This is a genomic window from Nonomuraea sp. NPDC049646 (genome assembly GCF_044465525.1).
GTDB lineage: Bacteria > Actinomycetota > Actinomycetes > Streptosporangiales > Streptosporangiaceae > Nonomuraea.
Genome location: NZ_JBITLU010000022.1, coordinates 1 through 25,263 on the forward strand (window position 1 = coordinate 1; position 25,263 = coordinate 25,263).

Consider the following 25,263-nt stretch of genomic DNA (forward strand, 5'->3'; position numbering starts at 1 on the left):
AGCCGTTCAAGTCTCTGTCAAATTGACCGGACTTGCTCGACCTGCTGGAATTAAGTCGCGCCCCGCTTCCGGGACAACCCCTCTAACTTACCAGCCTGTCGCTCGGTTAGCGAACCGATCTTCAAACCCGCGAGCCAGAAGGGATTGCCGACGTTACGCGTCGGCAACGCACCAAAGTCACCGGAGTGAAGGGAGTGGGTTGCGCCGCACCTCGTCGGCTTCTAAAGATTAGCAGCGCTCCCGACCACTCGGGACGCGTTCGGCAGCTCTCCCGGCCACAGAACGATCACGGCCGAACATAGACTCCCCCCGTGAGCAGCAACACGCCGCCAGTGGCGAAGAAGGTACCGACTGAGCGCATCCATCACGGCGACACGTTCATCGACGAGTACGCCTGGCTAAGCAACAAGGACGACCCGGACACAACGGCGTACCTGGAGGCAGAGAACGACTTTCTCAAAGAGCACACCGCGCATCTCGCCGAGCTCCAGGAGCAGGTCTTCCAGGAGATCAAGGGACGCACCCAGGAGACCGACCTGTCGGTGCCGAGCCGCAAGGGGGCGTGGTGGTACTTCACGCGTACCGAGGAGGGCAAGCAGTACGCGGTGTCCTGCCGGGTGCCGGCCGACAGTGACGCGCCGCCGCAGATCACCCCGGGCGAGCGCCTTGAGCGCGAGCAGGTCGTGCTCGACGGCAACGAGCTCGCCGGCGACAGCGCGTTCTTCTCCGTCGGCACCAGCGCCGTCACGCCCGACGGGACGATGCTGGCCTACTCCACCGACTACAAGGGCGACGAGCGTTTCACGCTGAGGTTCAGGAACCTCGACACGGGCGAGGTGCTGCCCGACGAGATCAAGGACATCTTCTACGGCGGCGCCTGGTCGGCCGACGGCTCGGCGTTCTTCTACACGCGGGTGGACGACGCCTGGCGTCCCTACCAGGTCTACCGGCACACGCTCGGGACGGAAGAGGACGTCCTGGTCTACGAGGAGACCGACGAGCGCTACTGGGTGGGCATCGGGCTGACCCGCAGCGAGCGGTACCTCGTGCTGGGCGCGGGCAGCAAGATCACCAGCGAGGTGCGCATCCTCGACGCCGCCGACCCCACCGGCGAGTTCCAGGTCGTCCGGCCCAGGAAGACCGGCGTGGAGTACGGCGTCGAGCACGCGGGCGACTTCTTCTACGTCCTGCACAACGAGAACGCCGAGAACTTCGAGCTGGCCACGGCCCCCATCGACGAGCCGGGCTCCTGGACCCCGCTGATCGGGCACCGCGAGGACACCCGGCTGCTGGAGATCGACGCCTTCTCCGACCACGCCGTCGTGCACTTCCGCCGGGACGGCCTGACCGGCCTGCGGGTGCTGCCCTACAGCGCCGCGGGCGCGGGCTGGCGGGAGCGGATCGAGGGTGCCGAGCGGAACGCGTACGAGATCGACTTCCCCGAGCCCCTGTACGACGTCGGCCCGGCGGGCAACCCCGAGTTCACGACGACGCGGCTGCGGCTGGCGTACACGAGCATGGTGACGCCGCCGAGCGTCTACGACTACGAGCTGGACTCGCACGAGCTGATCCTGCTCAAGCAGCGTCCGGTGCTGGGCGGCTACGACGCGGGCGACTACGAGCAGTTCCGTGAGTGGGCGACGGCCGAGGACGGCACGCGCGTGCCGATCTCGATCGTCAAGCGCAAGGACACCACGACGCCGGCCCCGACGCTGCTCTACGGCTACGGCAGCTACGAGACCTCGATCGACCCCGGGTTCTCGGTGCCCCGGCTGTCGCTGCTGGACCGCGGGTTCGTCTTCGCCATCGCGCATGTCAGGGGCGGCGGCGAGATGGGCCGTCACTGGTACGAGGACGGCAAGCTGACCAGGAAGCGGAACACGTTCACCGACTTCGTGGCGGCGGCCAGGCATCTCAAGGCGAGCGGCTGGAGCGGGCGGATCGTCGCGCGCGGCGGCTCGGCGGGCGGGCTGCTGATGGGCGCGGTGACGAACCTGGCTCCCGAGGAGTTCGCGGGGGTGGTGGCCGAGGTGCCGTTCGTGGACGCGCTCAACACGATCCTCGACCCGTCGTTGCCGCTGACGGTGATCGAATGGGACGAGTGGGGCGACCCGCTGCACAACCCGGACGTCTACGCGTACATGAAGAGCTATTCGCCGTACGAGAACGTGGACGGCAGGGTGTACCCGCCGATTCTGGCGATCACCAGCCTGAACGACACGCGGGTGCTCTACCACGAGCCGGCCAAGTGGATCGCGCGGCTGCGGGCGACCGCGTCCGGCGGGCCGTTCCTGCTCAAGACGGAGATGGGCGCGGGGCACGGCGGGCGCAGCGGCCGGTACGACGCCTGGCGCGAGGAGGCGTTCGCGCTGTCGTGGATCATCGAGAGGGGGACGGTGTGAGCTTCGTGGCCGATGAGCGGCGTTACGAGCGTCAGCCGTACAACCGCAGCGGGCGCAGCGGGCTGAGGCTGCCGGCGGTGTCGCTGGGGTTGTGGCACAACTTCGGCGACGACCGGCCGATCGAGAACTCGCGGGCGGTGCTGCGGCGCGCGTTCGACCTCGGGGTGACGCATTTCGACCTGGCCAACAACTACGGCGTGCCGTACGGGTCGGCGGAGCGGAACTTCGGGCGGATCCTGCGGGAGGACTTCGCGGCGTACCGGGACGAGCTGGTCATCTCGACCAAGGCCGGGTACGACATGTGGCCGGGGCCGTACGGGGAGTGGGGGTCGCGCAAGTACGTGCTGGCCAGCCTCGACCAGTCGCTCGCCCGCATGGGCCTGGAGTACGTGGACGTGTTCTACAGCCACCGTCCGGACCCGGAGACGCCGCTGGAGGAGACGATGGGGGCGCTGGACCGGGCGGTGCGCTCGGGCAAGGCGCTCTACGCGGGCGTCTCCAACTACTCGGCCGAGCAGACCGCGCAGGCCGCGCGGATCATGCGCGAGCTGGGCACGCCGCTGCTCATCCACCAGCCGTCGTACTCGATGATCAACCGGTGGATCGAGGACGACGGTCTGCTCGACGTGCTGGAGGAGGCGGGCATGGGCTGCATCGTGTACTCGCCGCTGGCGCAGGGGCTGCTCACCGACCGCTACCTGGAGGGCGTGCCCGAGGGCTCGCGGGCGGCGACGAGCCGGTTCCTGAGCGCCGAGCAGATCGACCGGGACCTGGCGCGCGACCTCAACGAGATCGCGCGGGGCCGGGGCCAGACGCTGGCCCAGATGGCGCTGTCGTGGACGCTGCGCGATCCGCGCGTGACGAGCGTGCTGATCGGGGCGAGCAGCGTCCGGCAGCTGGAGGACAACGTGGCGTGCGTGGACGGCCCGGTGTTCACCGAGAGCGAGCTGGCGGCGATCGACAAGGTCACCGAGCCGGTCACGTCGGCCCGCTGATCACCGGCGGCGCACGGGGTCCTGTATGGCCCTACAGGGCCTCGTGCCGCTGGAGGTAGGTGAAGGCGGCCCATCCCGGCAGCACCGGCAGCCAGAACGTGAGCAGCCGGTGCAGCAGCACGGCCGAGGCCGCCAGGTCCCATTCGAGGCCGGCCGCGACGAGGCCGAGGGTGAGCGCGTACTCGACGGCGCCGAGGCCGCCCGGAGTGGGGGCGGCCGAGCCGATGGCGTTGGCCGTGAGGTAGACGACGGCGACGGCGGTGAAGCTGAGCTGGCCGCCGAACGCGGCGACGCAGGCGTCGAGGCAGGCCACGAAGGCGATCGTGATCATGAGCGTGCCGAAGGCGGCCTCGATCATCTTGGCCGGCGACTGGAGCACGTCGAGCAGGCGGGGCAGCACGTTCGAGAACAGCCTGCGCATCCGCACGGTCACCATCCTGCGCAGCGGCGGCACGCCGAGCACCACCGCGACCAGCAGCGCGATGGCGAGCATCGCCACGACCAGGCCGCGCGAGGGGGTGAAGGAGGTGGCGGCGTCGGAGCCGGTGATGTAGGCGAACAGCAGCAGCAGGGCGATGTGGAAGACCAGCATGATGAGCTGCGAGGCGCCCACGCTGGCCACCGCGAGCGCCGGCGCGATGCCGCGTTTCTGCAGGTAGCGGGTGTTGATCGCGACGCCGCCGACCGCGGCGGGCGCGACCAGCTTGACGAACGACGACGCGAACTGCACCAGGACGGTACGCCACAGCGGCAGGCGTTCCGGGACGAACCCGCGCAGCATGAGCGCGGCGGCGACGAAGCTGGTGAACGAGGCGATCAGCGCCAGGCCGGACCACGCCCAGTTGGCGGTGGTCACCACCTTGTAGAGGTCGACCTTGCTGAGCTGGGACAGCACGACGTAGGCGGCGACCGTGCTGGCGATGATCGTGATCAGGGTGCGCGGGCGGAAGCGCTCCAGGCGCACCTCTTCGACCTTGCCCTGGGGCTTGAGGGCGACGATGTGGTCGCGCAGGCTCGTGAGCACGTTCTTGGCCTTGGACAGGGCCGAGCGGGTCTCCCTGGTCAGGGCGATGCGCTGGAGCAGCGGCATGGCGGCGGCGAGGGCGTCGGGGCCCATCACGGCGGCGGCGGCCCGGACCGAGCGCTCGGCGCCGACGCGCAGCGCCAGGTAGGTGAGGAGCTGGGCGATGTCGAGCCGGAGCAGCAGGTCGCCGGCGGCGATCTCGCCGCTGCGGGCGTCGGTCAGCACGACGCGGCCCGCGCGGTCGAGGTGGATGCTGTCGCCGGTGAGCCGCCGGTGTGCCAGCCGCTGGATCTGCAGCAGCTCGACCTGCTCCCAGATCTGGGCGAGCAGGGCGTCGTCGATCTCGGCGTCGGGCACCTCGTCGAGCGGGCGGGTCTCGATGTGCTCGTAGGCGAGCAGGGCGGCCTCGGTGCCGATCTCGCTGGTGCCGAGCAGGCGCGGCGTGCTGGCGCCGGCGGCCTGGGCCGCGTACGCCATCAGGGCCTCGCGTTCCAGCTCGGCCCGGAGCGAGCGGATGGCCCGGCGCCTGGTCTCGGAGTTGAGCCTGATGCGCCGCCACAGCCGGTACGGCAGCCCGGCCACCTGGCGGTCGCGGTCGAGGACGGTGACGTCGAGGCTGGTGCCGTCCTTGAGGCCGATGGCGTAGCGGCGGCTGCCCTGGTGGTCGTCCTCGATGCGGCGGGCGGAGACGGGCGAGAAGGACAGCTTGCGCAGCGCGGCGACCACGGCGCTGCCGGGCGGGCGGGTGTTGGGGCTGCCGACGCCGTAGAGGGTGGCGTAGCCGATGGCCATGCCGACCAGGACGGTCACGATGGCGCTGGGCAGGGTGATCTGCCTGCCGGAGAAGTAGGTGAGGATGTAGAGGGCGATCGAGGTCCACATGAGCATGCGCCACGTGGGGCGGCGGGCGATGCGGACCGCGGTGGTGTAGGCGATCACCGAGGTGAGCAGCGTGTTCAGCGGCTCGATCGCGCGGTCGCCGGTGAGCAGGATGCGCAGGTCGGTCAGGCTGCTGGCCTCGATCCACTGGCCGAGCAGGAACGACCCGGCCATGCCGATGATGGCCGCGATCAGCCCCTCGGCGACGCGCAGGCCGTCGCGGTGGAAGACCCGCTCGACGGCGAACGCGGCGGGCACGATCAGCACGGCCGCGCTGCCGATGAAGGCCGCGACCCGGCTGAGCAGCGGGACCATCTCGGCGCCGACCTTGACGTCCTGCTCCAGGCCGTTGAGCGTCTGCTTGGCGACGAGGGCGAGCAGGATCACCGCCGCGAGCACCGCCAGCGTCGCGAAGAAGCGCAGCAGGTCGGACGGCCGCCGCAACCGCTGGGGAAGGAGCGGCTCGACTACGTAGACGCCGCCGTCGGCGCGTGGCTCGGCCACGGCTGGATCCCCCTCCGCGAGGTCCTCCGTGTCATCGTCTCGTTCCCTGATTTCGGCCACCGACAGTGATTCTGCACCTTCCCGGCCGGACCATACGATCTCTGTTCTCCAGTGTCCTCGTTCGCCGCTCCGGCGCGCGCACCGGGTGAGGACCCGACCGGCATTGACCTGCCCGCGTGTCTGGCATGTTCACGTCCGCGACGCCGGCGCCGGCCTCGTCGCCCCCGATGCCCGGCGTACGCGGGGAAACCGCGCGGCCGGGCGGGCCCGGTCACGACGCGTCGGCCGAGAACGCCGCGGCCAGGCTGCGCGAGGCAGGGTACACGGTGGAACTCCAACCGTTCACCTTTGCGTTCTTGTCCGAGGTCGGCTCGGCGGTGTCGCGGGCGCGGGGGGTCACCCGCCACGGCTGTCTCCCGACGTAGGCTGTGCGCATGTCGGGTGATTTGAGGGTTTTGGGGGCATGTCCGCTTGACTGCCCGGACACCTGCTCCTGGATCGTGACCGTACAGGACGGGCAGGCCGTCAAGATGCGCGGCAACCCCGACCACCCCTACACCCGCGGCGCGTTGTGCGTGAAGGTCAACCGGTACCTGGAGCACACGCAGGCGGAGGACCGCATCCTGTACCCGATGCGGCGCACCGGGCCGAAGGGGTCGGGGCAGTTCGAGCGGATCACCTGGGACGAGGCGCTCGACGAGATCTCGGCGCGGCTGCGCGCCATCGTGGACGAGCACGGCGGCGAGGCGATCTGGCCGTACCTGGGCACCGGGTCGCTGGGTTACCTCCAGGGCTGCGAGGGCGTGGCGGGCCGCCGGTTCTGGAACGTGCTGGGGGCGTCCAAGCACTGGCTGAACATCTGCTCGGCGGCCGGCAGCAGCGGGCTGATGAAGGCCAACGGCACCGCGGGCGGCATGGACCCGGAGAACTTCGCCCAGGCCAGGCTGATCCTGCTGTGGGGCACGAACACGCTGACCAGCGGCCACCACCTGTGGAAGTTCATCCAGGACGCCCGCGCGGACGGCGCGCACGTGGTCGCCATCGACCCCATCCGCACCAGGACCGCCGACCAGGCCGACCAGCACCTGGCGATCAGGCCCGGCACGGACGCCGCGCTCGCCCTCGGGCTGCTCAACGTCGTGCTCGCGGAGAACGCCCAGGACGAGGAGTTCCTGGCCGAGCACACCGAGGGCTGGGCGGAGTTCCGCGAGGAGATCCTGGAGTACCCGGTGGAGCGGGTGGCCGAGATCACCGGCATCCCCGCCGAGGACGTCCACAGCCTGGGGATGCGCCTGGCCCACACCCGGCCGACCGCGATCCGCGCCACCATGGGCATCCAGCGGCACGCCGGCGGCGGCACCGCGATGCGCACGATCGCCGCGATCCCCGGCGTGACCGGCGACTGGCGGCATCCGGGCGGTGGCGTGGCGTACTCGACGAGCGGCCACGTGCGCGTGACCGTCGACACGCGTGACGACCTGCTGGCCAAGCCGGTGCGCACGCTGGTCATGACCAAGCTCGGCTCCCAGCTCGACGACGTCAAGTGCCTGTGGGTGTACGCCGCCAACCCGCTCGGCTCGACCCCCGACGCCAACGCGATCAGGCGGCAGCTCGCCCGCGAGGACCTGTTCACGGTCGTCATGGAGCAGTTCCCGACCGACACCGTGGACTACGCCGACATCGTGCTGCCCGCGACCATGCAGACCGAGCACATGGACCTGCACGCCGGCTACGGCCACATGTACCTGCTGTGGAACGAGCCCGCCGTGCCGCCGCCCGGCGAGTGCCTGTCCACGACCGAGACCTTCCGCCGGCTGGCCGCGCACATGGGGCTGACCGAGCCGTCCCTGTACGACTCCGACCTGGAGCTGGCCGAGTCGCTGCTGTCGGGCGGGCACCCGTCGCTCGAAGGCGTCACGCTGGACCGGCTGCGCAAGGAGGGGTGGGTGCGGATGAACTACCCCAAGCCGTTCGCGCCGTTCGCCGAGGGCTTCCCGACGCCTTCCGGGCGGCTGCGCTTCCCGCGCGCGGGGAAGGCGTACGTGCCCTCGCACACGGCGGTCGCCGACCGGTCGGCGTACCCGCTGACGCTGGTCACGCCGGCCTCGCACACGTTCCTGAACACGATCTTCGCCAACAATCGGGAGCTGCGGCGGCGGGCCAAGGGGCCGGCCGTGCTGGTGAACCCGGCCGACGCGGCGGCCCGGGGCCTGGTGGCCGGGCAGCGCGTACGGGTGCACAACGACGGCGGCGAGTTCCTGGCCGACGTGGAGATCAGCGACCGGGTCGCGCCCGGCGTGGTGGCCTCGCCCAAGGGCCGGTGGCCGAAGCTGACCCCGGGCGGCGCGAACGCCAACGCGGTCGTGGCCGAGCGGGACGGCGACATGGGCCGCGGGCCCGCCTTCCACGACAACCTGGTCGAGATCAGCCCTTGTGCCGGTCCATGAAGGCCACGATCGTGTCGAGCACCTTGGCGGAGTGAGGGCCTGTGAGCAGGGCCGAGGCGTGCAGCGACTCGCCGGGGATGACCAGCACCTGGTTGTCCGGGGCCTTGGTCGCGGCGGCCTCGGCCTCGCGCATCGACGCGGCGCCGCCGTAGGAGTCGTGCTCGGAGCCGATCTGCAGCAGCGGCACGGTGAGCGCGGCGGCGTCGCCCTTGTCGATCTCGCCTGACAGGGCGACGACGCCGGCCACCCCGGCGCCCAGCCGCTCGGCCGCCGGAACCGAGGCCGTGGCGCCGATCGAGCCGCCGACCAGGAACAGCCGCTCGACGCCCTTCTCCTTGGCCAGGCGCTTGCCCATGGCGACCGCGCCGTCCTCGGGCAGGAGGCCGGCGTCCCTGGCGTAGAGCAGGACGCGGTAGCCGGCGGCGACCAGGCGGTCCGACAGCGGGCGCCAGGAGCACACGGTGCCGCGGCGCTCGTAGCTGATCACCACGCCCACCGGGCCGTCGCCGGTGATCACGCCGGGCAGGCCGCGGACGTGGGTGAAGATCTTGCCGTCCTGCTCGGTGAAGCAGCCCGAGACGTTGGGGCCGGTGGGCGGCGCGCTCGCGGGCGCGCTCGTCGTCGCGCTCTGGGCGGGGGACTCGGCGGCCGTCGTACGGACGGCGGTGGTGCCGGCGCCGACCGTGCCCCCGCAGCCGGTCAGCCCCATGGTGAGCAGTGCCATCCATCCGACGATCTTTCGCATGGCCGCCGCGCCCTTCTTCTGACTATGTCTGAACTGACATAGAGCCGCAAGCACCATATCCTTGGACCCACCATGACCTCAACGCTCGGATACGCGATCCTGGCCGTGCTGGCGCGCGGCGATCGCACCGGTTACGACCTCGCTGCGGCCATGCGGCGGCCGGTCGGCTACTTCTGGACAGCCGGCCACAGCCAGATCCACGCCGAGCTGCAGAAACTGCGGGCCGCCGGGCTGGTCGGGTTCGAGAGCGCGCACGGGCCGGGGCCGCAGGCCAAGAAGGTCTACCACCTGACCGCCGAGGGCCTGGCGGCGCTGCGGGCATGGGTCACCGAGCCGCCGCGCGAGCGGCCGGAGCGCGACGAGCTGGTGCTGAAGACGTACGCGGCGTGGCTGGCCGAGCCGGAGCAGCTGCGGCGGCTGTTCGCCGACCAGCTCGCCGCGCACGAGGAGCGGCTGGCCGACTACGAGCGGCAGGAGGCGTCGTTCGGCGGCCGGCCGGCCTTCGGCGACCCCGGGTTCGGCGGCTACGCGACGCTGCGCTGCGGGCTGAGCTACGAGCGGCACCGGGCCGAGTGGTGCCGCTGGATGCTGACCCAGCTGGCCGCCGACTGCGGGTCAGCCGAGTGAGAGCTTGTAGCCCTCGTGGGAGGCGGTGAAGCCGAGCGCGTCGTAGAAGCGGTGGGCGTCGGTGCGCGACTTGTCGGAGGTGAGCTGGACGACCGCGCACCCCCTGGCCCGCGCCCGGTCGACGGCCCACTGGATCATCTTGCCGCCGAGCCCCTGGCCGCGCGTCGAGGCGGCCACCCTGACGGCCTCGATCTGGCACCGCTCGGCGCCCAGCCGCGACAGCCCGGCCAGGTAGGTGAGCTGCATCGTGCCGACCACCTCGCCCTCCCGCTCGGCCACGATGAGCTCGTCGTGCGGGTTGGCCTCGATGCGGTCGAAGGCCATCAGGTAGCGGGTGTCGTCGGGGGCGCCCTCGCGGGCGGCGCCGAGCGGGTCGTCGGCCAGCAGCCGGACGATGGCCGGCACGTCCTCCCTGCGCGCCTGCCGGAACAGCAGCGACAGCACGTAGTGGGACTCCATCAGGGACGGGTTGGAGGGCAGCGCCATGACCTTGCCGCTGCGCACGAAGCCCTTGGCCGCGTAGAGCGCGCGGGCGGCGTGGTTGGCGTCGACGGCCCAGAGCTGCACCTGCTCGGCCCCGGTCGAACGGGCCCACTCGACGGACCGGTCGACCAGCCGGGAGGCGAGCCCGCGTCCCCTGGCCTCGGGGGCGACCCACATGGACAGCAGATGGGCCCCGGACTCCTCCAGGAGCATGCACACCAGGCCGACGTCACCCAGGCCGTCGCCGGCCGCCACCCACCACCGCGAGTGCGGGTTCTTCAGCCGCTCGGCCCAGTCCTCGGCGGAGAAGGCGGCCTCGCGCGCGTAGGAGGAGCCGAACGCGTCCGGTGACTCCTGCAACGCTCGCAGCCGGACGTCCCTCAGCCGCTCCCCTTCGTCCGGTCCCAACTGCACAATGGCGATTTCCGTCATATGGGAATCATGTCAGGGACAGGTCAGGGTCCGTCCCCGATGCCTCTTGGGGGCCCGCGGCGGCACCATGAGGACATGAACGAAATCAGTAGACGCGATGAGGTCTCACTGTCCGCGGCGGCCCTGCGGGGCGCCCCTTGGAAGAGCGCCGCCATCGGCGGCGTCGTGGTGTCGGCCGCCAGCTTCGGGATGGGCCTGATCACCGGCGGCGGCGACCTGGTCTGGGCCCTGGGCCTCGGCATCAGCCTGTTCGCGCTGATCGCCGCGATCGGCGCGGTCGCCAAGCCGCACGAGGGCGACCGCGTCACCCGCCAGGCCCGGCTCTGGTCGCTGCGGCACCCGTGGAAGTTCGCGCTCCTGCCCGCCGCGATCACGGCGGTGCTCGACTACCCGGTGCAGCTCGTGCTCGACGACGAGGGCGTCTTCGGCTCGGCCGTGCAGGCGATGTGGCACGGCGCGCTGGTCTACCTGATCGCCGCGATCCTGACCCTCACGATGAAGGGACGAGCACGATCTTCCCAGTGACCCGCCGCTCCAGCAGGTCGTCCATGGCCCGGTTCTCCGCGGCGTGGCCCATCGACCACGCGCCCCGGTCGACGCCCACCACCGCGCGGTTGCGGAGCAGCACCTGGTCGGCCGGCAGCCTCGCGATCCCGCCCGAGGCGAATCCGACGACCAGGAGCCGCCCGCCCTCGCGCAGCCCGCGAAGGGCCTGCTCGGACAGCTCGCCGCCGACCGGGTCGACGGCCACGTCCACGGACCACGCCCTGGCCGCTTCCTTCAGCCCGTCGTAGCCGATCACGTCGTCGGCTCCCGCCCGCCGGGCGCGCTCCCTCTTCTCGCCGCGCAGCAGCCGGCCGCGCTCCCTGAGCGCGTACGTGGCGGTGCAGCAGCTCTGCGGGAACGCCGCCGCCGCGAGTGCAGACGACGGCCCTCACGCTCATGGGGCCAGCTCACCGACAGAACATCATTCCGGCAAAGCCCTCTCCGCCTCGCTCCGGCACACGCAGAACTCGTTCCCCTCGGGGTCGAGCATGGTCACCCAGCCCGTGCCGTCGGGCCTGCGCTGGTCCTGGAAGACGGTCGCGCCGAGGCCGAGCAGCCGCTCGACCTCCTCGTCACGCGTACGGCCCTCGGTGCCGTTGACGTCGAAATGCACCCGGTTCTTGCCGGTCTTGCCCTCGGGCACGCGGATGAACAGCAGGAACGGGTCCTGCGGCGTACGCAGCATCACCTCGTCGGCGCCCGGCTTGTCACCCTCGCCCAGCGGCCACCCGGTGGCCTGGCTCCACCAGTTCGCGATCTCGTAGGGGTCGGCGGCGTCGACGGTGATGGCATGGATCTCAATCATCGCACTAGTGTCCACCAGCCAGATTGAGCCCCACGACACCCGCCAGGATGAGCGCGATCGAGGTCAGGCGCAGCGGCGAGACGTCGTCGCCCATGGCGACCATGCCGAGGATCGCGGTGCCGACGGCCCCGATGCCGGTCCACACGGCGTACGCGGTGCCGACCTCCAGGGACTTGAGCGCGTAGGAGAGCAGCCCGAAGCTCAGGGCGGCCGTGGCCAGGAAGGACAGGGTCCACCACAGGTTGCTGAGGCCGTTGCTGAGCTTGAGCGACAGTGCCATGACCACCTCGAACAGGCCGGCCAGCACGATGAGGATCCACGCCATGATCAGTACTCCTGGGACGAGACGTACGGGTACGTGCGTCGTCTTGGCGTGTCCGGGTACGGCGCGTCTCGTCCGGGAGCGGTCAGCTCAATGCCTACAACGTCCGAACGAAACGGATCATTCCCACCAGACGGTGACCCACCGGTCACGTGGCACCGGCCACATGCCCAGCTCGACGGCGGTCTCGGCCACCTCCTCCACCCTGGACGGGTCGAGGCACACCCGGCGGCAGGCGCTCTCGGCCAGCTCCTCGACGGTCGTGAAACGTTCCAGGGGCGCCTCCCGCTCCTCCACGCGCACGGGGAAGCCCAGCGCCGCGGCCAGCGCCACGCAGTCTTCGGCGATGGGCCGGACCGGGCGGTCGACGCCGTGGAAGTGCCGCCAGAGCGGCGTCATCCAGCTCATGGGATGGCGGTGGGGCAGTTCGAGCACCACCCGTCCGCGGGTGCGGCGGTCGAGCGCCTGGAGGAACTCCGCCAGGTCGGGCACGTTGTAGACCACGTGCGCGGCGACGGACACGTCGGCCACCGGCACCTGGTCGGCCACGTCCGGCCACCGTCCCTCGACGGTGGTGGCGGGCACGCCGAGGTTCATCGCCCGCACCTTCAGGCCCTCCAGCATGGGTGCGGACGTGTCGACCGCGTAGAGGTGGCCGATGCGCTCGCGCAGCGGCAGCGACGCGGCGCCCGGGCCCGAGCCGACGTCGAGCAGCGTGCCCTTGTCGGGCAGCGCCTCGGCCAGCCGGGTCATGGTCGGGCCGTCGTCGGGCTCGGCCAGCGCCCGGTCGGTCCGCGTGGCGAACCGGGCCGGCGAGTGGCTCCACGGATCGGCCGGAGCCTTGGCCAGGATCTCCTCGGGGATGGCCCAGGATTCCAGTCGCTCCCGCCATCTTGTGGCGAGTTCTTCGGCGTCCATGGAGTCGAGCATGCCACGCATGGGCGGGGTTACCCGCGGGTAGCATTGCAGGTAAGGTTACTGGCCAGTACATGAAGACCTCGGTTCAAGGAGATCTGCACCCATGGGCCACTACAAGAGCAACGTGCGTGACCTGGAATTCAACCTCTTCGAGGTGTTCGGTCGACGCGAGATCCTCGGCACCGGGCCCTTCGGCGAAGTGGACGAGGACGTCGCGCGAAGCATCCTGGACGAGGTCAACAGGCTGGCGACCGGCGTGCTCGCCGACTCCTTCGAGGAGGGCGACCGCACCCCGCCGGTGTTCGACCCGGCGACGAGCACGGTGACCGTCCCGGCCGGCGTCAAGAAGTCGTACAAGGCGCTGGTGGACGGCGGCTGGGCGCACCTCGACCTGCCCGCCGAGCTGGGCGGCCCCGGCATCCCGCGCAGCCTCGCCTGGGCGACGGCCGAGATGGTGCTCGGCTCAAACCCGGCCCTGTACATGTACGCCGCCGGCCCCAACTTCGCCTACACCCTGTGGAAGCTGGGCACGCCGGAGCAGAAGCGCTTCGCCGAGCTGGCCATCGAGAAGAACTGGGGCGCCACCATGGTGCTCACCGAGCCGGACGCGGGCTCGGACGTCGGCGCCGGCCGGGCCAGGGCCGTCCAGCAGCCCGACGGCACCTGGCACATCGAGGGCGTCAAGCGGTTCATCACCAGCGCCGAGCACGACATGGCCGACAACATCTTCCACCTGGTCCTGGCCCGCCCTGAGGGCCATGGTCCCGGCACCAAGGGCCTGTCGATGTTCCTGGTGCCCAAGTTCCACGTGGACCTGGAGACCGGCGAGCTGGGCGAGCGCAACGGCGCCTACGTCACCAACGTCGAGAAGAAGATGGGCCTGAAGGTCTCCACGACCTGCGAGCTCACCTTCGGCGACAAGCACCCGGCGATCGGCTGGCTGGTCGGCGACGTGCACGAGGGCATCAAGCAGATGTTCATGGTGATCGAGCACGCCCGCATGATGGTCGGCACCAAGGCCATCGCCACGCTCTCCACCGGCTACCTGAACGCCCTCGACTACGCCAAGTCCCGCTACCAGGGCGCGGACCTGACCAAGATGGCCGACAAGTCCGCCCCCCGGGTGACCATCACCCACCACCCGGACGTGCGCCGCGAGCTGATGCTGCAGAAGGCGTACGCCGAGGGCATGCGCGCCCTGGTCCTCTACACGGCCACCTTCCAGGACGCCCTCCTCATCGACCCGGCCGACCGGCACGCGGAGGCCATGAACGACCTGCTGCTGCCCCTGGTCAAGGGCGTCGGCTCGGAGCGCTCGTACGAGCTGCTGGCCCGCTCGCTGCAGACCCTGGGCGGCTCGGGCTACCTGCAGGACTACCCGATCGAGCAGTACATCCGCGACGCCAAGATCGACTCCCTGTACGAGGGCACCACCGCGATCCAGGGCCTCGACCTGTTCTTCCGGAAGATCCTGCGCAACCAGGGTGCCGCGGTCGGCGCGCTGCTCGCCGAGATCAACGAGTTCGCCGCCTCCGAGGCGGGCAACGGCCGGCTCAAGGAGGAGCGCAAGCTGCTCGCCGAGGCCGCCGCCGAGGTCAAGGTCATGGGCGACACCATGGCCGGCTGGGCGCTCGGCTCGCTGGAGAAGCCGGCGGAGGTCTACAAGGTCGGCCTGAACAGCACCCGGTTCCTGCTCTCGCTGGGCGACCTGGTGATCGGCTGGCTGCTGCTGCGCCAGGCCGAGGTGGCCCTGGCCCGGCTGGCGGAGTCGGAGGACCCGTTCTACCAGGGCAAGGTGGCCGCGGCGTCGTTCTTCGCCACGACCGTGCTGCCCAGGCTGGCGGCCGAGCGGCGGGTGCTCGCCGCCACCGGCCAGGAGCTCATGGAGCTGCCCGAAGAGGCCTTCTGAGCCTGATCCGCGAAGTCCGTGACGCCCGCCTCCCGTCCGGGGGCGGGCGTCGCTGTTAGGTTCCGGCCATGAGCTCCTCACCTCATGACCACCCCCTGCCCCCGCCGCGCGTCGAAGAGGTCTCCGAGGGCGTCTACGCCTACGTCCAGCCCGACGGGAGCTGGTGGATCAACAACACCGGCTTCCTGGCCGGGCGGCGCGGCGTGATCTGCGTGGACGCCTGCTCGACCGAGCGCCGCACCCGCGACCTGCGGGCGGCCGTCGGCAAGGTCAGCGGCAGGCCGATCACCACGCTGGTCAACACCCACCACCACGGCGACCACACCTTCGGCAACTGGCTGTTCCCCGAGGCCACGATCGTCGGGCACGAGGGCGTGCGCGCCCAGATCCTGGCCGACGGGGTCCCGGCGTACCGGGGGGCCTGGTCGCCGGAGGTGGTGTGGGGGGCGATGGAGGTCGCGCCGCCGTTCCTGACGTACACCGAGGGGGTCACCCTCTGGTCCGACGACCTGCGCTGCGAGGTGCGGCACGTCGGGCCGGCCGCGCACACGACCAACGACTCGATCGTCTGGATCCCGGAGCGGCGGGTGCTGTTCTCCGGCGACCTGGTCTTCAACGGCGGCACGCCGTTCGTCCTGATGGGGTCGGTGGCCGGGGCGATCGCCGCCCTCGGCACGCTCAGGGGGCTGGGCGCGGAGACGATCGTCCCCGGGCACGGCGAGGTGTGCGGGCCGGAGGTCTACGACCGGGTCGAGGGATACCTGCGGTTCGTCCAGGAGACCGCCCGGCGGGGGCACGCGGCGGGCCGGACGCCCCTGGAGACGGCGCGGGAGACCGACCTCGGCGAGTGGGGCGCGCTGCTCGACCCCGAACGCCTGGTGGGCAACCTGCACCGGGCCTACGCCGAGCTGGACGGCCGCCCGCCGGGCGCGCCGATCGACGTCGGCGCGGCCGTCCAGGACATGATCGCCTGCAACGGCGGGCGGCCACTGTCCTGTCTCGCCTGACGCGGCGGGGGTGTGGTCACCGATACCCGGGTATGACCGTGGGCACATCTCGCCTTTGCCTGGAGGTCGTCATGGGTGTCGGGGTCAGCATCTTCTTCCTCACGCTCGGCGCCATCCTGCGGTTCGCCATCGAACCCGACGTGTTCGGCCAGAGCGTGCACATGGACATCATCGGCGTCATCTTCATGATCGTCGGAGGCGTCGGCGTCGTGCTCAGCATCGTGCTCGCGCCCCGGCGCGGGCGCACCTCCGACGACCGGCTGATGCACCGCGAGAACCACCCGCCCGAGTTCTAGAGGCTGAGCTGCACCGCGGCGCGCGTGGCCAGGATCGGCTTGATGTACTCCGCGATCACGGCCTGGTGCCGGGGATGGTCGCGGTAGATCACGAAGTCGTCCACGCTGTCGAGGTCGGCGACCACGGCGAACTCGTGGTTGCCCGGCGTGATGCCGGCGTCGGGGCCCACCGTGTACGCCCGTAGCTGCGGGATCTCGCCCGGCAGCTTGCGCAGCTCGGTCGCGACCGCGGCCTTCTGCTCGTCGGTGGCGTCGTCGGCCCAGGTGAACAGCACAATGTGACGGATCATGCACCAACCCTATCGACACATCCCCGTCGGCCTGGTTATTCTCATGTTGAGATTGACTCTAACTGAGAAGGACTTGGGGATGGAAGAGTTCCTGGCCGGCTACAACCCCCGGCTCTACGCGCCGGTCGCGGTCACCGTCGACGTGGTGGCGCTGACCATCCGCGACCGGCGGCTGCACGTCATGATCGTCGAGCGCGGCGTGGAGCCGTACGCGGGCCGCTGGGCCCTGCCCGGCGGCTTCATCAAGCCGGACGAGGACCTGGCCGAGGCGGCGGTGCGCGAGCTGGCCGAGGAGACCGGCGTGGCCACCCGCCCGGCGCACATCGAGCAGCTCGCCAGCTACGGCGGCCCCGGCCGCGACCCCCGCATGCGGGTGGTGTCGATCTCCTACCTCGCCTTCGCCCCCGACCTGCCCGACCCCCGGCCCGGCACGGACGCCGCCGCGGCCGTCTGGCACCCGGTCGACGACGTGCCGCCGCTGGCCTTCGACCACGCCCGCATCCTGGCCGACGGCGTCGAGCGGGCCCGGTCGAAGCTGGAGTACACGCCGCTGGCCACGGCCTTCGCCGGCGCCGAGTTCACCGTCTCCGAGCTGCGGCTGATCTACGAGACCGTGTGGGGCACGCCGCTGCACGCGGGCAACTTCCACCGCAAGGTCCTGTCCGTGCCCGGGTTCGTCGAGAGCACCGGCCAGACCACCGAGACCGGCGGCCCCAGGGGCGGGCCGCGGGCCAAGCTCTACCGCGCGGGCGACGCCCGGCTGCTCCACCCCGCGCTGCTGCGGCCCGCCCGGGAGGAGGAGGTGCGATGAACACCGAGCGGGCGGCGGCGATCGTCATGGGGGCGCGATCGGCCCAGGAGCTCTTCGCCGGCGGGTCCGCGGCCCGCGTCTACCGGCGGCTGGCCCGGGCGCTGCATCCCGACCTCGCGCCGGGCGGCGAGGAGGCGTTCAAGCGGCTGGTCGCGCTCTGGGAGAGCTACCACCGGGGTCAGCGGGTCGGCGACTTCCTGGTCGGGCCGCCGCTGCACAAGGGCGGCACGGCCGTGCTGTACCCGGCCGGGCGCGGCACGGAGGCGGCCTCCTCGCGCGACTCGCTGCTCAAGGTGGCCCGCGACCCGGCCGCCGACCGGCTGCTGGTCCGCGAGGCCGCCGCGCTGCGGAAGATCGCGGCCGACGGCGACCCGCGCTTCCTGCCGTACGTCCCCCGTCTCGTCGCGAGCTTCCGCTACCGCGGCGGCGACGTGGTCCGGCAGGCCAACGTGATCAGCCGGGCGCCCGCCGGGTTCGTCACGCTCGAACGCGCCGGCACCGGCCTCGACCCGCGCGACGTGGCCTGGATCTGGCGGCGGCTGCTCGTGGCGGCCGGGCTCGCCCACCGGGCCGGCGTCGCGCACGGCGCCGTGCTCCCGCGCCACGTCCTCGTCCATCCGCTCGACCACGGGCTCGTGCTGGTCGACTGGTGCCACGGCGACCGGCTCGACGAGCGCGCCGACATCGCCGCCCTGACCCGGTGCGTCGACCGACTGATGGGCGAGTGCCCGCGCCGGATGCGCGCCTTCGTCCGCGGCTGCCTGCTGCGCCCGCCGTCGGACGCGTGGGAGCTGCTGCGCGAGCTCGACGACCTGCTCGACGACCTCTACGGGCCCCGTACGTACCGTCCGCTCCACCTTTGAGGGAGGCTGCCATGGGCAGCGGAATCTGGTCCACGAACGTCTACGACTCCGCCGCGCGCTACCGCGCGGCCACCGGCTCCAGCGCCTTCGCCTACAGCGACGGCGGGGCCCGGCGCGTCCACCCCGACCTCGACCCCTTCGGCGTGACGCGGGAGAGCCGCGACTCGGCCGAGCACCCCGACTCGCTGGCCATCGCCGTGCTCTTCGACGTGACCGGCTCGATGCGCGCGGTCCCCCGCGCGCTGCAGACCCGCCTGCCCGACCTGCTCGGGCTACTGCTGCGCAAGGGGTACGCCACCGACCCGCAGATCATGTTCGGCGCGATCGGCGACGCCACCTGCGACCGGGCGCCGCTGCAGATCGGCCAGTTCGAGTCCGACAACCGCATGGACGACCAGCTCGGCCTGATCCTGCTGGAGGGCGGCGGCGGCGGGCAGAAGCGCGAGTCCTACGAGCTGGCCCTGTACTTCATGGCCAGGCACACCTCGATCGACTGCCACGAGAAGCGCGGCAAGCGCGGCTACCTGTTCGTCATCGGCGACGAGATGCCCTACCAGCGGGTGTCCAGGAACCACGTCAAGGACCTCGTCGGCGACCGGCTGACCGCGCCGCTCGGGGTGGACGACGTCGTGGCCGAGCTGACCCGCAAGTACGACGTCTACTTCATCCTCCCGCAGGGGGCCAGCTACGCCGGCGACCCCGAGGTGCTCGACTCCTGGCGCCGCCTGCTCGGCCAGAACGTGCTTGAGCTGGACGACCTCGACGCCGTGTGCGAGACGATCGCGCTCACCGTCGGGCTCGGCGAGGACGCTATCGGCCTGGACGAGGGCCTGGCGGACCTGGCCGACCTGGGCTCGACGGCCGGCGCGTCGGTGTCGCGGGCCCTGGCCAGGCTCGACCGCGGCACGGTGGTCACCGCCGAGCCGCTCGACGGCCTCGACAGCGGCGGCGGGCGCGGGCTCGGCGGGCTCCGGTCGTGAACGAGCACCTGGTCGTCGTCGACCTCGGGTACGGCGACGCCGGCAAGGGCACGGTCGTGGACTGGGCGTGCGCCACGCTGCCCGTCCACGCCGTGGTCCGGTTCAACGGGGGCGCCCAGGCGGGGCACAACGTCGTCCTGGACGACGGGCGGCACCACACGTTCGCGCAGTTCGGCGCCGGGACGTTCCGGGGGGTTCGCACGCATCTCTCGCGGTTCGTGGTGGTCGATCCGCTGGCGTTGTCGGCCGAGGCGGAGCACCTGGCCCGGCTCGGCGTGCCCGACCCCTTCGGGCTGCTCACGGTGGACCGGGACTGCCTGCTGGCGACGCCGTACCACGTCGAGGCCGGGCGCAGGCGGGAGCTGGCGCGCGGGCGGGCGCGGCACGGGTCGTGCGGGATGGGCGTCGGGGAGACGATGGCGTACCACCTGGAGCACGGCGCGCTCGCGCCCCGGGCGGGCGACCCGCCGGGCGAGCTGACGCGGAAACTGACCGTGCTGCGGGAGACGCTGCGGGAGGCGCTGGGGGTCGAGGGGCCGCCGGTGGCCGACTGCGTGGCCGTCTACCGGGCGTTCGCCGAGCGGGTGCGGCTGGTGGACTCGTCGTACACCGCTGGGCTGGTCCGGCGGGGGCCGGTGGTGTTCGAGGGCGCGCAGGGCGTGCTGCTGGACGAGCAGTGGGGGTTCGACCCGTACACGACGTGGAGCACGACCACCTTCGCCAACGCGCTGGAACTGCTGGACGGGGCCGGCGCGGCGCGGCTCGGGGTGTTGCGGACCTACACCACCCGGCACGGCCCTGGCCCGCTGGTGACCGAGGACCCGGCCCTGGAGCTGCCCGAGCCGCACAACGTGACCGGGCCGTGGCAGGGAGCCTTCCGCCGCGGGCACTTCGACGCGGTCGCCCACCGGTACGCGGCCGAGGCGGCCGGCGGCGTGGACGGTCTCGCGCTCACCCACCTCGACGCGGACGTCTCCCGCATGTGCGTGCGCTACGACCGGCCCGTCACGTTCGCCGAGCCGGACCGTACGGCCCGGCTGCTGCGGGCCGCGCCGGTCTACGAGGACGGTGTATCAGACTGGCCCGCGGCGGTCTCTCATGTCGTGGGCGCGCCCGTGTGGCTGGAGTCGTACGGCCCCCGCGCGCGGGACAAGAAGGCGCCCTGGCCGAGCCTGCGGTGACCGCCGGGGAGAGGGGTCCTCCCGGCGGTCGCCGCCCGGCTTCAGCCCCAGGCCAGCATGCGGAGCGGGTCCTCCAGCATCGCGCCGACGTCGCGCAGGAACATCGAGCCCAGCTCGCCGTCGACGATCCGGTGGTCGAAGCTGAGCGCGAGGGTGGTCACCTTGCGCACCGCCAGCTCGCCGTCGACCACCCACGGCATGTCCCTGACCTGGCCGAAGGCCAGGATGGCCGACTCGCCCGGGTTGAGGATGGGGGTGCCGGCGTCGACGCCGAACACGCCCACGTTGGTGATGGTGATCGTCCCGCCCGCCATCTCGGCCGGCTGGGTGCGGCCCGCCCTGGCCGTCTCCGCCAGCGCGCCCAGTTGCCTGGCCAGCTCGGGGAGCGGGAGGGCGTGGGCGTCCTTGATGTTGGGCACCACGAGGCCGCGCGGGGTGGCCGCGGCGATGCCCAGGTTCACGTAGTGCTTGACCACGATCTCCTGGGCCGCCTCGTCCCAGGACGAGTTGATCATCGGGTACCGCCTGACCCCGGTGAGCAGGGCCCGGCAGACCAGGAGCAGCGGGGAGACCTTGACCTCGGCGAAGTCGGGCAGCGCCCGCAGCCGCCGGACCGCCTCCATGGTCTCCGTCACGTCCACCTGGAGGAACTCGGTGACGTGCGGGGCCGTGAAGGCGCTGGCCACCATCGCCTGGGCGGTCATCTTGCGCACGCCCTTGACGGGCACGCGCTCCTCCCGCCGCTGGGGCTCGGCCTGCCGGACGGGCTCGGGCGCCGCCTGGAGACCGCCCTGCGCGGCGGCGTGCACGTCGTCGCGGGTGATGGAGCCCTGGGGGCCGGTGCCGGTGAGCGTGGTGAGGTCGACGCCCAGGTCCTTGGCCAGCTTGCGGACCGGCGGCTTGGCCAGCACGGCCACGCGGCCGGGACCGGCCGGCGCGGCCCCGGCGGGCGCGGCGGCGGGGACGGCCTCGGCCGGGCGGGCCGTCGGGGCCGGGCCGGGCACCTCCACGCGGGCCGGGTTGGCCACGGGCGCGGCCGGGATCGGCTCCGCCGGCTGCTTGCGGGGACGGCGCTTGGAGGCGCCGGTCTTGACCCCGTAGCCCACCAGGACCGCCTGCCGCTCCTCCTTGGGGGCGGGGCTGCCGTGGGCGCCTGGCTCGACCGCGCCCTCCTCCGGCGGCTTGGGGACCATGTCGTCGGCCAGCGCCTTCAGACCCTGATCGGCGGGGCCCTGATCGGCCAGGGTCTGGCCGGTGGGGCCCTGGCCGGCGCCGCCCGTCTCGCCGCCGGTGTCCACGGCGACGATCGGCGTGCCGACGTCGACCGTGCGGCCCTCCTCGACCAGCACGCCCGCGACCACGCCGTCCCAGGGGATCGGCAGCTCGACGATGGACTTGGCGGTCTCGATCTCCACCACGATCTGGTTGACCTTGACCTCGTCGCCCGGCCGCACGTGCCAGCGGACGATCTCGGCCTCGGTCAGCCCCTCCCCGACGTCGGGAAGCTTGAACTCGCGTCGCATGGAAGCGCGTCCCCCTTTCAGAACCCGAAGGCGCGGTCGACGGCGTGCAGCACCCGGTCCAGGTCGGGCAGGTAGTGCTCTTCGAGCTTCGACGGCGGGTAGGGGGTGGAGAAGCCGCCGACCCGCAGGACGGGCGACTCCAGGTGGTAGAAGCACTGCTCGGTGATCCGGGCCGCCAGCTCGGCGCCGAAGCCGCTGTAGACGGGCGCCTCGTGCACCACGACCACCCGGCCGGTGCGGCGTACCGACTCCATGACCAGCGGCTCGTCCAGCGGGTTGAGCGAGCGCAGGTCGATCACCTCCAGCGAGCGGCCGTCGTCCTCGGCGGCCGCGGCGGCCTCCAGGCAGGTCTTGACCATCGGGCCGTAGGCCAGCAGCGTGACGTCGGAGCCGGGCCGGACGACCGTGGCCTTGTCGAACGGCGTCCACCAGTCGGTCGAGGCCGTGTCGATGTCGGCCTTCTCCCAGTAGCGGCGCTTGGGCTCGAAGAAGATGACCGGGTCGTCGCTCCGGATGGCCTGCTGGATCATGGTGTAGGCGTCGGCCGGGTTGGAGCAGGCCACCACGCGCAGGCCGGCCGTGTGCGCGAAGTACGCCTCGGGCGACTCGCTGTGGTGCTCGACCGCGCCGATGCCGCCGCCGCACGGGATGCGCACGACGACGGGCAGCTTGATCGCGCCGAGCGAGCGCATCGGCATCTTGGCGAGCTGCGTGATGATCTGGTCGGCCGCCGGGAACACGAACCCGTCGAACTGGATCTCGCACACCGGCCGGTAGCCGCGCAGCGCCAGGCCGATCGCGGTGCCGATGATGCCGGACTCGGCGAGCGGCGTGTCGATGACCCGGTCTTCGCCGAAGTCCTTCTGCAGGCCGTCGGTGACGCGGAAGACGCCGCCGAGCTTGCCGACGTCCTCGCCCATGATGAGGACCTTGGGGTCGTCCTCCATGGCGCGGCGCATGCCCTCGTTAAGCGCCTTGGACAGGCTCAACACCGTCATTTCTCGAAGCCCTCCAAGTAGGCGGCGAACTGAGCGCGCTCCCCGTCGATGAGCGCGTGGGGCTCGCGATAGACGTGGTCGAAGATATCGAGCGGCTCGGGGTCGGGCATCGCCAGGCACCGCCTGCGCAGGTCGGCGCCGAGCTGGTCGGCCTCGGCCGTCACGGCGTCGAAGAAGCCCTGGTCGGCCAGCTCGTTGCGGAACAGGTACGACTTGACCCGCTCGATCGGGTCCTTCAGCTTCCACGCCTCCAGCTCGCTGGCCACCCGGTAGCGGGTCGGGTCGTCGGTCGTGGTGTGGGCGCCCATCCGGTACGTGAACGCCTCGATCAGCGTCGGCCCCTGGCCCGTACGGGCGGCTTCGAGCGCCTTCCTGGTCACCGCGAGGCAGGCGAACACGTCGTTGCCGTCGACCCTGATGCCCGGGAAGCCGAAGCCGGAGGCCCGGCGGTAGAGGGGGATGCGGCTCTGCTTCTCCAGCGGCTCGGAGATGGCCCACTGGTTGTTCTGGCAGAAGAAGACGACGGGCGCGTTGAACACGCTGGCCCAGATGAACGACTCGTTCACGTCGCCCTGGCTGGTGGCGCCGTCGCCGAAGTAGACGATCGTGGCGGCGGAGGCGTCGTCGCGCTGGATGCCCATGGCGTAGCCGACCGCGTGCAGGGTCTGGCTGCCGATCACGATCGTGTACAGGTGGAAGTTGTGCTCCTCGGGGTCCCAGCCCCCGTGGTTGACGCCCCTGAACAGGCCGAGCAGCTTGACCGGGTCGACGTCGCGGCACCAGGCGACGCCGTGCTCGCGGTAGGTGGGGAAGGCCATGTCGGAGTCGGTGAGCGCGCGGCCCGAGCCGATCTGGGCGGCCTCCTGGCCGAGCAGCGAGGCCCAGATGCCCAGCTCGCCCTGACGCTGCAACGCCACGGCCTCCAGGTCGATGCGCCGGACGAGCACCAGGTCGCGGTAGAGCGACCTGACCTCTTCGGCCGTCAGGTCTATGTCGTAGTCGGGATGCTCGACCCTCACTCCCTCGGGGGTGAGCAACTGCACGAGCTCAGGGGGTGCTTCGGCACCACGAGAGGCGTCGACTGTCACGTGCCGCTCCTGTGCGATCGGGGCCGGTGTCGATGGGGTCGCCACCTGAGGCCAGCCGTGTGTGCGTGCGAACCATGTGGTGGTGGTTCATACGCGTTTGGGGACATCGTGGCAGACGTCACAGCCCTCCGCGCAAGCCCCATGTCCTCCCCGTTCCCGTTGTGTTGACGGCCATGCGCGCCGGTAGGCTTGCTTTCCCAAGCACCCACTCCACCCAGGAGGAACGTAGTGGCGCGCGTCATCGTCGACGTCATGCTCAAGCCCGAGATCCTCGACCCGCAGGGCCAGGCCATCGCCAGGGCGCTGCCGAGGCTCGGTTTCTCCGGCGTCTCGGCGGTCCGTCAGGGCAAGCGGTTCGAGGTCGAGCTGGAGGGCCCGGCCGACGAGGCGGCCCTCGACGAGGTACGGAAGATGGCCGAGACACTCCTGGCCAACACCGTGATCGAGGACTACAGCGTCCGGGTTGAGGGGTAGAAGGCACATTTGATGCCTGGTTTTACCCCTGGTGAGTTAAAGTCGCGTTCGGGCATGCCACAATGCCACGGGCGTGCCAACACTAAATAACAACAACGTGATTTTGCGGTTAGCCCCGATTTCACAGGGAAACCTACTCCAGGTGACATTCCGGAGCCCGGAGGAGTCCGGTGGATATTGAGTTCTCGTTGGCGCTGCCTCGGGATGCGATCGGCATACCGATGGTCAGGCGAGTGCTTGGCGACGCGATGCGATCACTCAACGTGAGTGAGACCTGCATCGCCGACATGCTGCTCGCCGTCTCCGAGGCGTGCTCCAACGCGGTGCGACACGGCGGCCCCGCCAACCGTTACGAGGTCTCGGCGTCGATCGGCTACGGCCGCTGCGACGTGCGCGTCGCCGACAGCGGCGACGGCCTCCCGTCGATGCCGCTGCACTTCCCTCCGCCCGACACCGAGAACGGCCGCGGCCTGCTCATCATGCGGTCCGTCGTGGACGAGATCTCCTTCGGCACCACGCCCGGCCGCGGCACGACGGTCCACCTGCGCAAGACGCTCGCCTGGGACGACGAGGCCGAGGGCGCCCGTCACCGCGAGCTGGCCGCCGTCTGACCGCTGTCCGACCCGGGGCCGACCCGCTGCCCGGAACACAGCCGCGCACCCGATAATCTGAGTACACCGCCGTAGACCGCCGTCCGCCCCCAAAGAGACGGTG

Annotated in this window: 25 protein-coding genes and 1 riboswitch; of the genes, 14 read left to right on the top strand and 11 right to left on the bottom strand. The window is 71.4% G+C overall.

The genetic code is table 11. From position 1 onward, the window contains the following. Nucleotides 1-311 precede the first annotated feature (311 nt). Nucleotides 312-2,402, top strand: coding sequence for a S9 family peptidase (locus tag ACIBQ8_RS43785; RefSeq protein WP_397195094.1), 2,091 nt, complete (start codon nt 312-314; stop codon nt 2,400-2,402). Continuing rightward, the gene (gene mgrA, locus ACIBQ8_RS43790) at nt 2,399-3,397 is read left to right on the top strand and encodes an L-glyceraldehyde 3-phosphate reductase (RefSeq protein ID WP_352361097.1); all 999 of its coding nucleotides are present in this window, start codon (nt 2,399-2,401) and stop codon (nt 3,395-3,397) included. Before ACIBQ8_RS43785 ends, mgrA begins: the two co-directional genes overlap by 4 nt. Before the next feature lie 31 nt (nt 3,398-3,428). Here the strand turns inward: mgrA and ACIBQ8_RS43795 are convergent, their stop codons facing one another. Then, nucleotides 3,429-5,804, bottom strand: coding sequence for a YbhN family protein (locus ACIBQ8_RS43795; RefSeq protein WP_397179268.1), 2,376 nt, complete (start codon nt 5,802-5,804; stop codon nt 3,429-3,431). A gap of 434 nt (nt 5,805-6,238) precedes the next feature. On the opposite strand from ACIBQ8_RS43795, the gene ACIBQ8_RS43800 reads away from it, so the two are divergent. Then, a complete protein-coding gene (locus ACIBQ8_RS43800) occupies nt 6,239-8,251 on the top strand; it encodes a molybdopterin-dependent oxidoreductase (RefSeq protein WP_397195095.1) in 2,013 nt (670 codons plus the stop codon). Here ACIBQ8_RS43800 and ACIBQ8_RS43805 read toward each other — a convergent pair. Continuing rightward, on the bottom strand, nt 8,229-8,996 hold the full coding sequence (locus ACIBQ8_RS43805) for an alpha/beta hydrolase (RefSeq protein WP_397179266.1): 768 nt from the start codon (nt 8,994-8,996) through the stop codon (nt 8,229-8,231). The two genes, ACIBQ8_RS43800 and ACIBQ8_RS43805, sit on opposite strands and share 23 nt — an antisense overlap. 72 nt (nt 8,997-9,068) lie before the next feature. Between ACIBQ8_RS43805 and ACIBQ8_RS43810 the strand changes: the two genes are divergently transcribed. Then, entirely contained in the window at nt 9,069-9,623 is a 555-nt protein-coding gene (locus ACIBQ8_RS43810) for a PadR family transcriptional regulator (protein ID WP_397195096.1), read from the top strand. On the opposite strand, the gene ACIBQ8_RS43815 is transcribed toward ACIBQ8_RS43810, so the two are convergent. Next, nucleotides 9,612-10,538, bottom strand: a complete 927-nt coding sequence (locus ACIBQ8_RS43815) for a GNAT family N-acetyltransferase (protein WP_397195097.1) — start codon at nt 10,536-10,538, stop codon at nt 9,612-9,614. The genes ACIBQ8_RS43810 and ACIBQ8_RS43815 overlap by 12 nt on opposite strands. 75 nt (nt 10,539-10,613) lie before the next feature. On the opposite strand from ACIBQ8_RS43815, the gene ACIBQ8_RS43820 reads away from it, so the two are divergent. Then, nucleotides 10,614-11,063: a hypothetical protein gene (locus tag ACIBQ8_RS43820; RefSeq protein WP_397195098.1), complete on the top strand. Its 450-nt coding sequence runs from the start codon at nt 10,614-10,616 to the stop codon at nt 11,061-11,063. Here ACIBQ8_RS43820 and ACIBQ8_RS43825 read toward each other — a convergent pair. The 4 genes from ACIBQ8_RS43825 to ACIBQ8_RS43840 form a co-directional block, all read right to left on the bottom strand. Beyond that, nucleotides 11,029-11,391 carry a zinc-binding dehydrogenase gene (locus ACIBQ8_RS43825; RefSeq protein WP_397195167.1) on the bottom strand — a complete coding sequence of 121 codons (363 nt, stop codon included), beginning with the start codon at nt 11,389-11,391 and terminating at the stop codon, nt 11,029-11,031. The two genes, ACIBQ8_RS43820 and ACIBQ8_RS43825, sit on opposite strands and share 35 nt — an antisense overlap. 114 nt (nt 11,392-11,505) lie before the next feature. Next, the gene (locus ACIBQ8_RS43830; RefSeq protein ID WP_397195099.1) at nt 11,506-11,889 is read right to left on the bottom strand and encodes a VOC family protein; all 384 of its coding nucleotides are present in this window, start codon (nt 11,887-11,889) and stop codon (nt 11,506-11,508) included. 4 nt (nt 11,890-11,893) lie between these two features. Next, nucleotides 11,894-12,214: a DMT family transporter gene (locus tag ACIBQ8_RS43835; protein WP_397179261.1), complete on the bottom strand. Its 321-nt coding sequence runs from the start codon at nt 12,212-12,214 to the stop codon at nt 11,894-11,896. A 32-nt stretch (nt 12,215-12,246) separates the two neighbouring features. Further along, nucleotides 12,247-12,308: riboswitch (guanidine-III (ykkC-III) riboswitch) on the bottom strand. A gap of 23 nt (nt 12,309-12,331) precedes the next feature. Next, a complete protein-coding gene (locus ACIBQ8_RS43840; RefSeq protein WP_397179260.1) occupies nt 12,332-13,129 on the bottom strand; it encodes a class I SAM-dependent methyltransferase in 798 nt (265 codons plus the stop codon). A gap of 103 nt (nt 13,130-13,232) precedes the next feature. Between ACIBQ8_RS43840 and ACIBQ8_RS43845 the strand changes: the two genes are divergently transcribed. From ACIBQ8_RS43845 to ACIBQ8_RS43855, 3 genes are all read left to right on the top strand, one after another. After that, a complete protein-coding gene (locus ACIBQ8_RS43845) occupies nt 13,233-15,038 on the top strand; it encodes an acyl-CoA dehydrogenase (RefSeq protein WP_397179259.1) in 1,806 nt (601 codons plus the stop codon). Nucleotides 15,039-15,106: 68 nt separating this feature from the next. Continuing rightward, nucleotides 15,107-16,045 (top strand): MBL fold metallo-hydrolase, encoded by a 939-nt coding sequence (locus ACIBQ8_RS43850; protein WP_397179258.1) that lies wholly within the window; start codon nt 15,107-15,109, stop codon nt 16,043-16,045. A 71-nt stretch (nt 16,046-16,116) separates the two neighbouring features. Beyond that, on the top strand, nt 16,117-16,341 hold the full coding sequence (locus ACIBQ8_RS43855) for a hypothetical protein (RefSeq protein WP_397179257.1): 225 nt from the start codon (nt 16,117-16,119) through the stop codon (nt 16,339-16,341). On the opposite strand, the gene ACIBQ8_RS43860 is transcribed toward ACIBQ8_RS43855, so the two are convergent. Then, nucleotides 16,338-16,631 carry a Dabb family protein gene (locus tag ACIBQ8_RS43860; RefSeq protein ID WP_358302030.1) on the bottom strand — a complete coding sequence of 98 codons (294 nt, stop codon included), beginning with the start codon at nt 16,629-16,631 and terminating at the stop codon, nt 16,338-16,340. The two genes, ACIBQ8_RS43855 and ACIBQ8_RS43860, sit on opposite strands and share 4 nt — an antisense overlap. 79 nt (nt 16,632-16,710) lie before the next feature. On the opposite strand from ACIBQ8_RS43860, the gene ACIBQ8_RS43865 reads away from it, so the two are divergent. Genes ACIBQ8_RS43865 through ACIBQ8_RS43880 form a run of 4 tightly spaced genes read left to right on the top strand, consistent with a single transcriptional unit; the run spans nt 16,711 to nt 20,466 of the window. Continuing rightward, a complete protein-coding gene (locus ACIBQ8_RS43865) occupies nt 16,711-17,442 on the top strand; it encodes an NUDIX domain-containing protein (RefSeq protein WP_397195100.1) in 732 nt (243 codons plus the stop codon). Then, nucleotides 17,439-18,305 (top strand): molecular chaperone DnaJ, encoded by an 867-nt coding sequence (locus tag ACIBQ8_RS43870; protein WP_397195101.1) that lies wholly within the window; start codon nt 17,439-17,441, stop codon nt 18,303-18,305. The genes ACIBQ8_RS43865 and ACIBQ8_RS43870 overlap by 4 nt, the downstream gene beginning before the upstream one ends. A gap of 11 nt (nt 18,306-18,316) precedes the next feature. Continuing rightward, nucleotides 18,317-19,285, top strand: a complete 969-nt coding sequence (locus ACIBQ8_RS43875; RefSeq protein WP_397179255.1) for a hypothetical protein — start codon at nt 18,317-18,319, stop codon at nt 19,283-19,285. Further along, nucleotides 19,282-20,466 carry an adenylosuccinate synthetase gene (locus ACIBQ8_RS43880; RefSeq protein ID WP_397195102.1) on the top strand — a complete coding sequence of 395 codons (1,185 nt, stop codon included), beginning with the start codon at nt 19,282-19,284 and terminating at the stop codon, nt 20,464-20,466. The genes ACIBQ8_RS43875 and ACIBQ8_RS43880 overlap by 4 nt, the downstream gene beginning before the upstream one ends. Before the next feature lie 41 nt (nt 20,467-20,507). On the opposite strand, the gene ACIBQ8_RS43885 is transcribed toward ACIBQ8_RS43880, so the two are convergent. The 3 genes from ACIBQ8_RS43885 to pdhA are packed head-to-tail and all read right to left on the bottom strand — an operon-like array spanning nt 20,508 to nt 24,075. Continuing rightward, nucleotides 20,508-21,989: a dihydrolipoamide acetyltransferase family protein gene (locus ACIBQ8_RS43885; protein WP_397195103.1), complete on the bottom strand. Its 1,482-nt coding sequence runs from the start codon at nt 21,987-21,989 to the stop codon at nt 20,508-20,510. 17 nt (nt 21,990-22,006) lie between these two features. Next, a complete protein-coding gene (locus ACIBQ8_RS43890; protein WP_352320500.1) occupies nt 22,007-22,987 on the bottom strand; it encodes an alpha-ketoacid dehydrogenase subunit beta in 981 nt (326 codons plus the stop codon). Further along, complete coding sequence (pdhA, locus tag ACIBQ8_RS43895; protein ID WP_352320498.1) at nt 22,984-24,075, bottom strand: pyruvate dehydrogenase (acetyl-transferring) E1 component subunit alpha; 1,092 nt, start codon at nt 24,073-24,075, stop codon at nt 22,984-22,986. The genes ACIBQ8_RS43890 and pdhA overlap by 4 nt, the downstream gene beginning before the upstream one ends. A 228-nt stretch (nt 24,076-24,303) precedes the next feature. Here pdhA and purS point away from each other — a divergent pair, with 228 nt between their 5' ends. Both purS and ACIBQ8_RS43905 read left to right on the top strand, forming a co-directional pair. Then, the gene (gene purS / locus ACIBQ8_RS43900) at nt 24,304-24,549 is read left to right on the top strand and encodes a phosphoribosylformylglycinamidine synthase subunit PurS (protein WP_352320496.1); all 246 of its coding nucleotides are present in this window, start codon (nt 24,304-24,306) and stop codon (nt 24,547-24,549) included. Between the two features lie 221 nt (nt 24,550-24,770). Continuing rightward, complete coding sequence (locus ACIBQ8_RS43905) at nt 24,771-25,160, top strand: ATP-binding protein (protein WP_397179252.1); 390 nt, start codon at nt 24,771-24,773, stop codon at nt 25,158-25,160. The last annotated feature ends 103 nt before the right edge of the window (nt 25,161-25,263 follow it).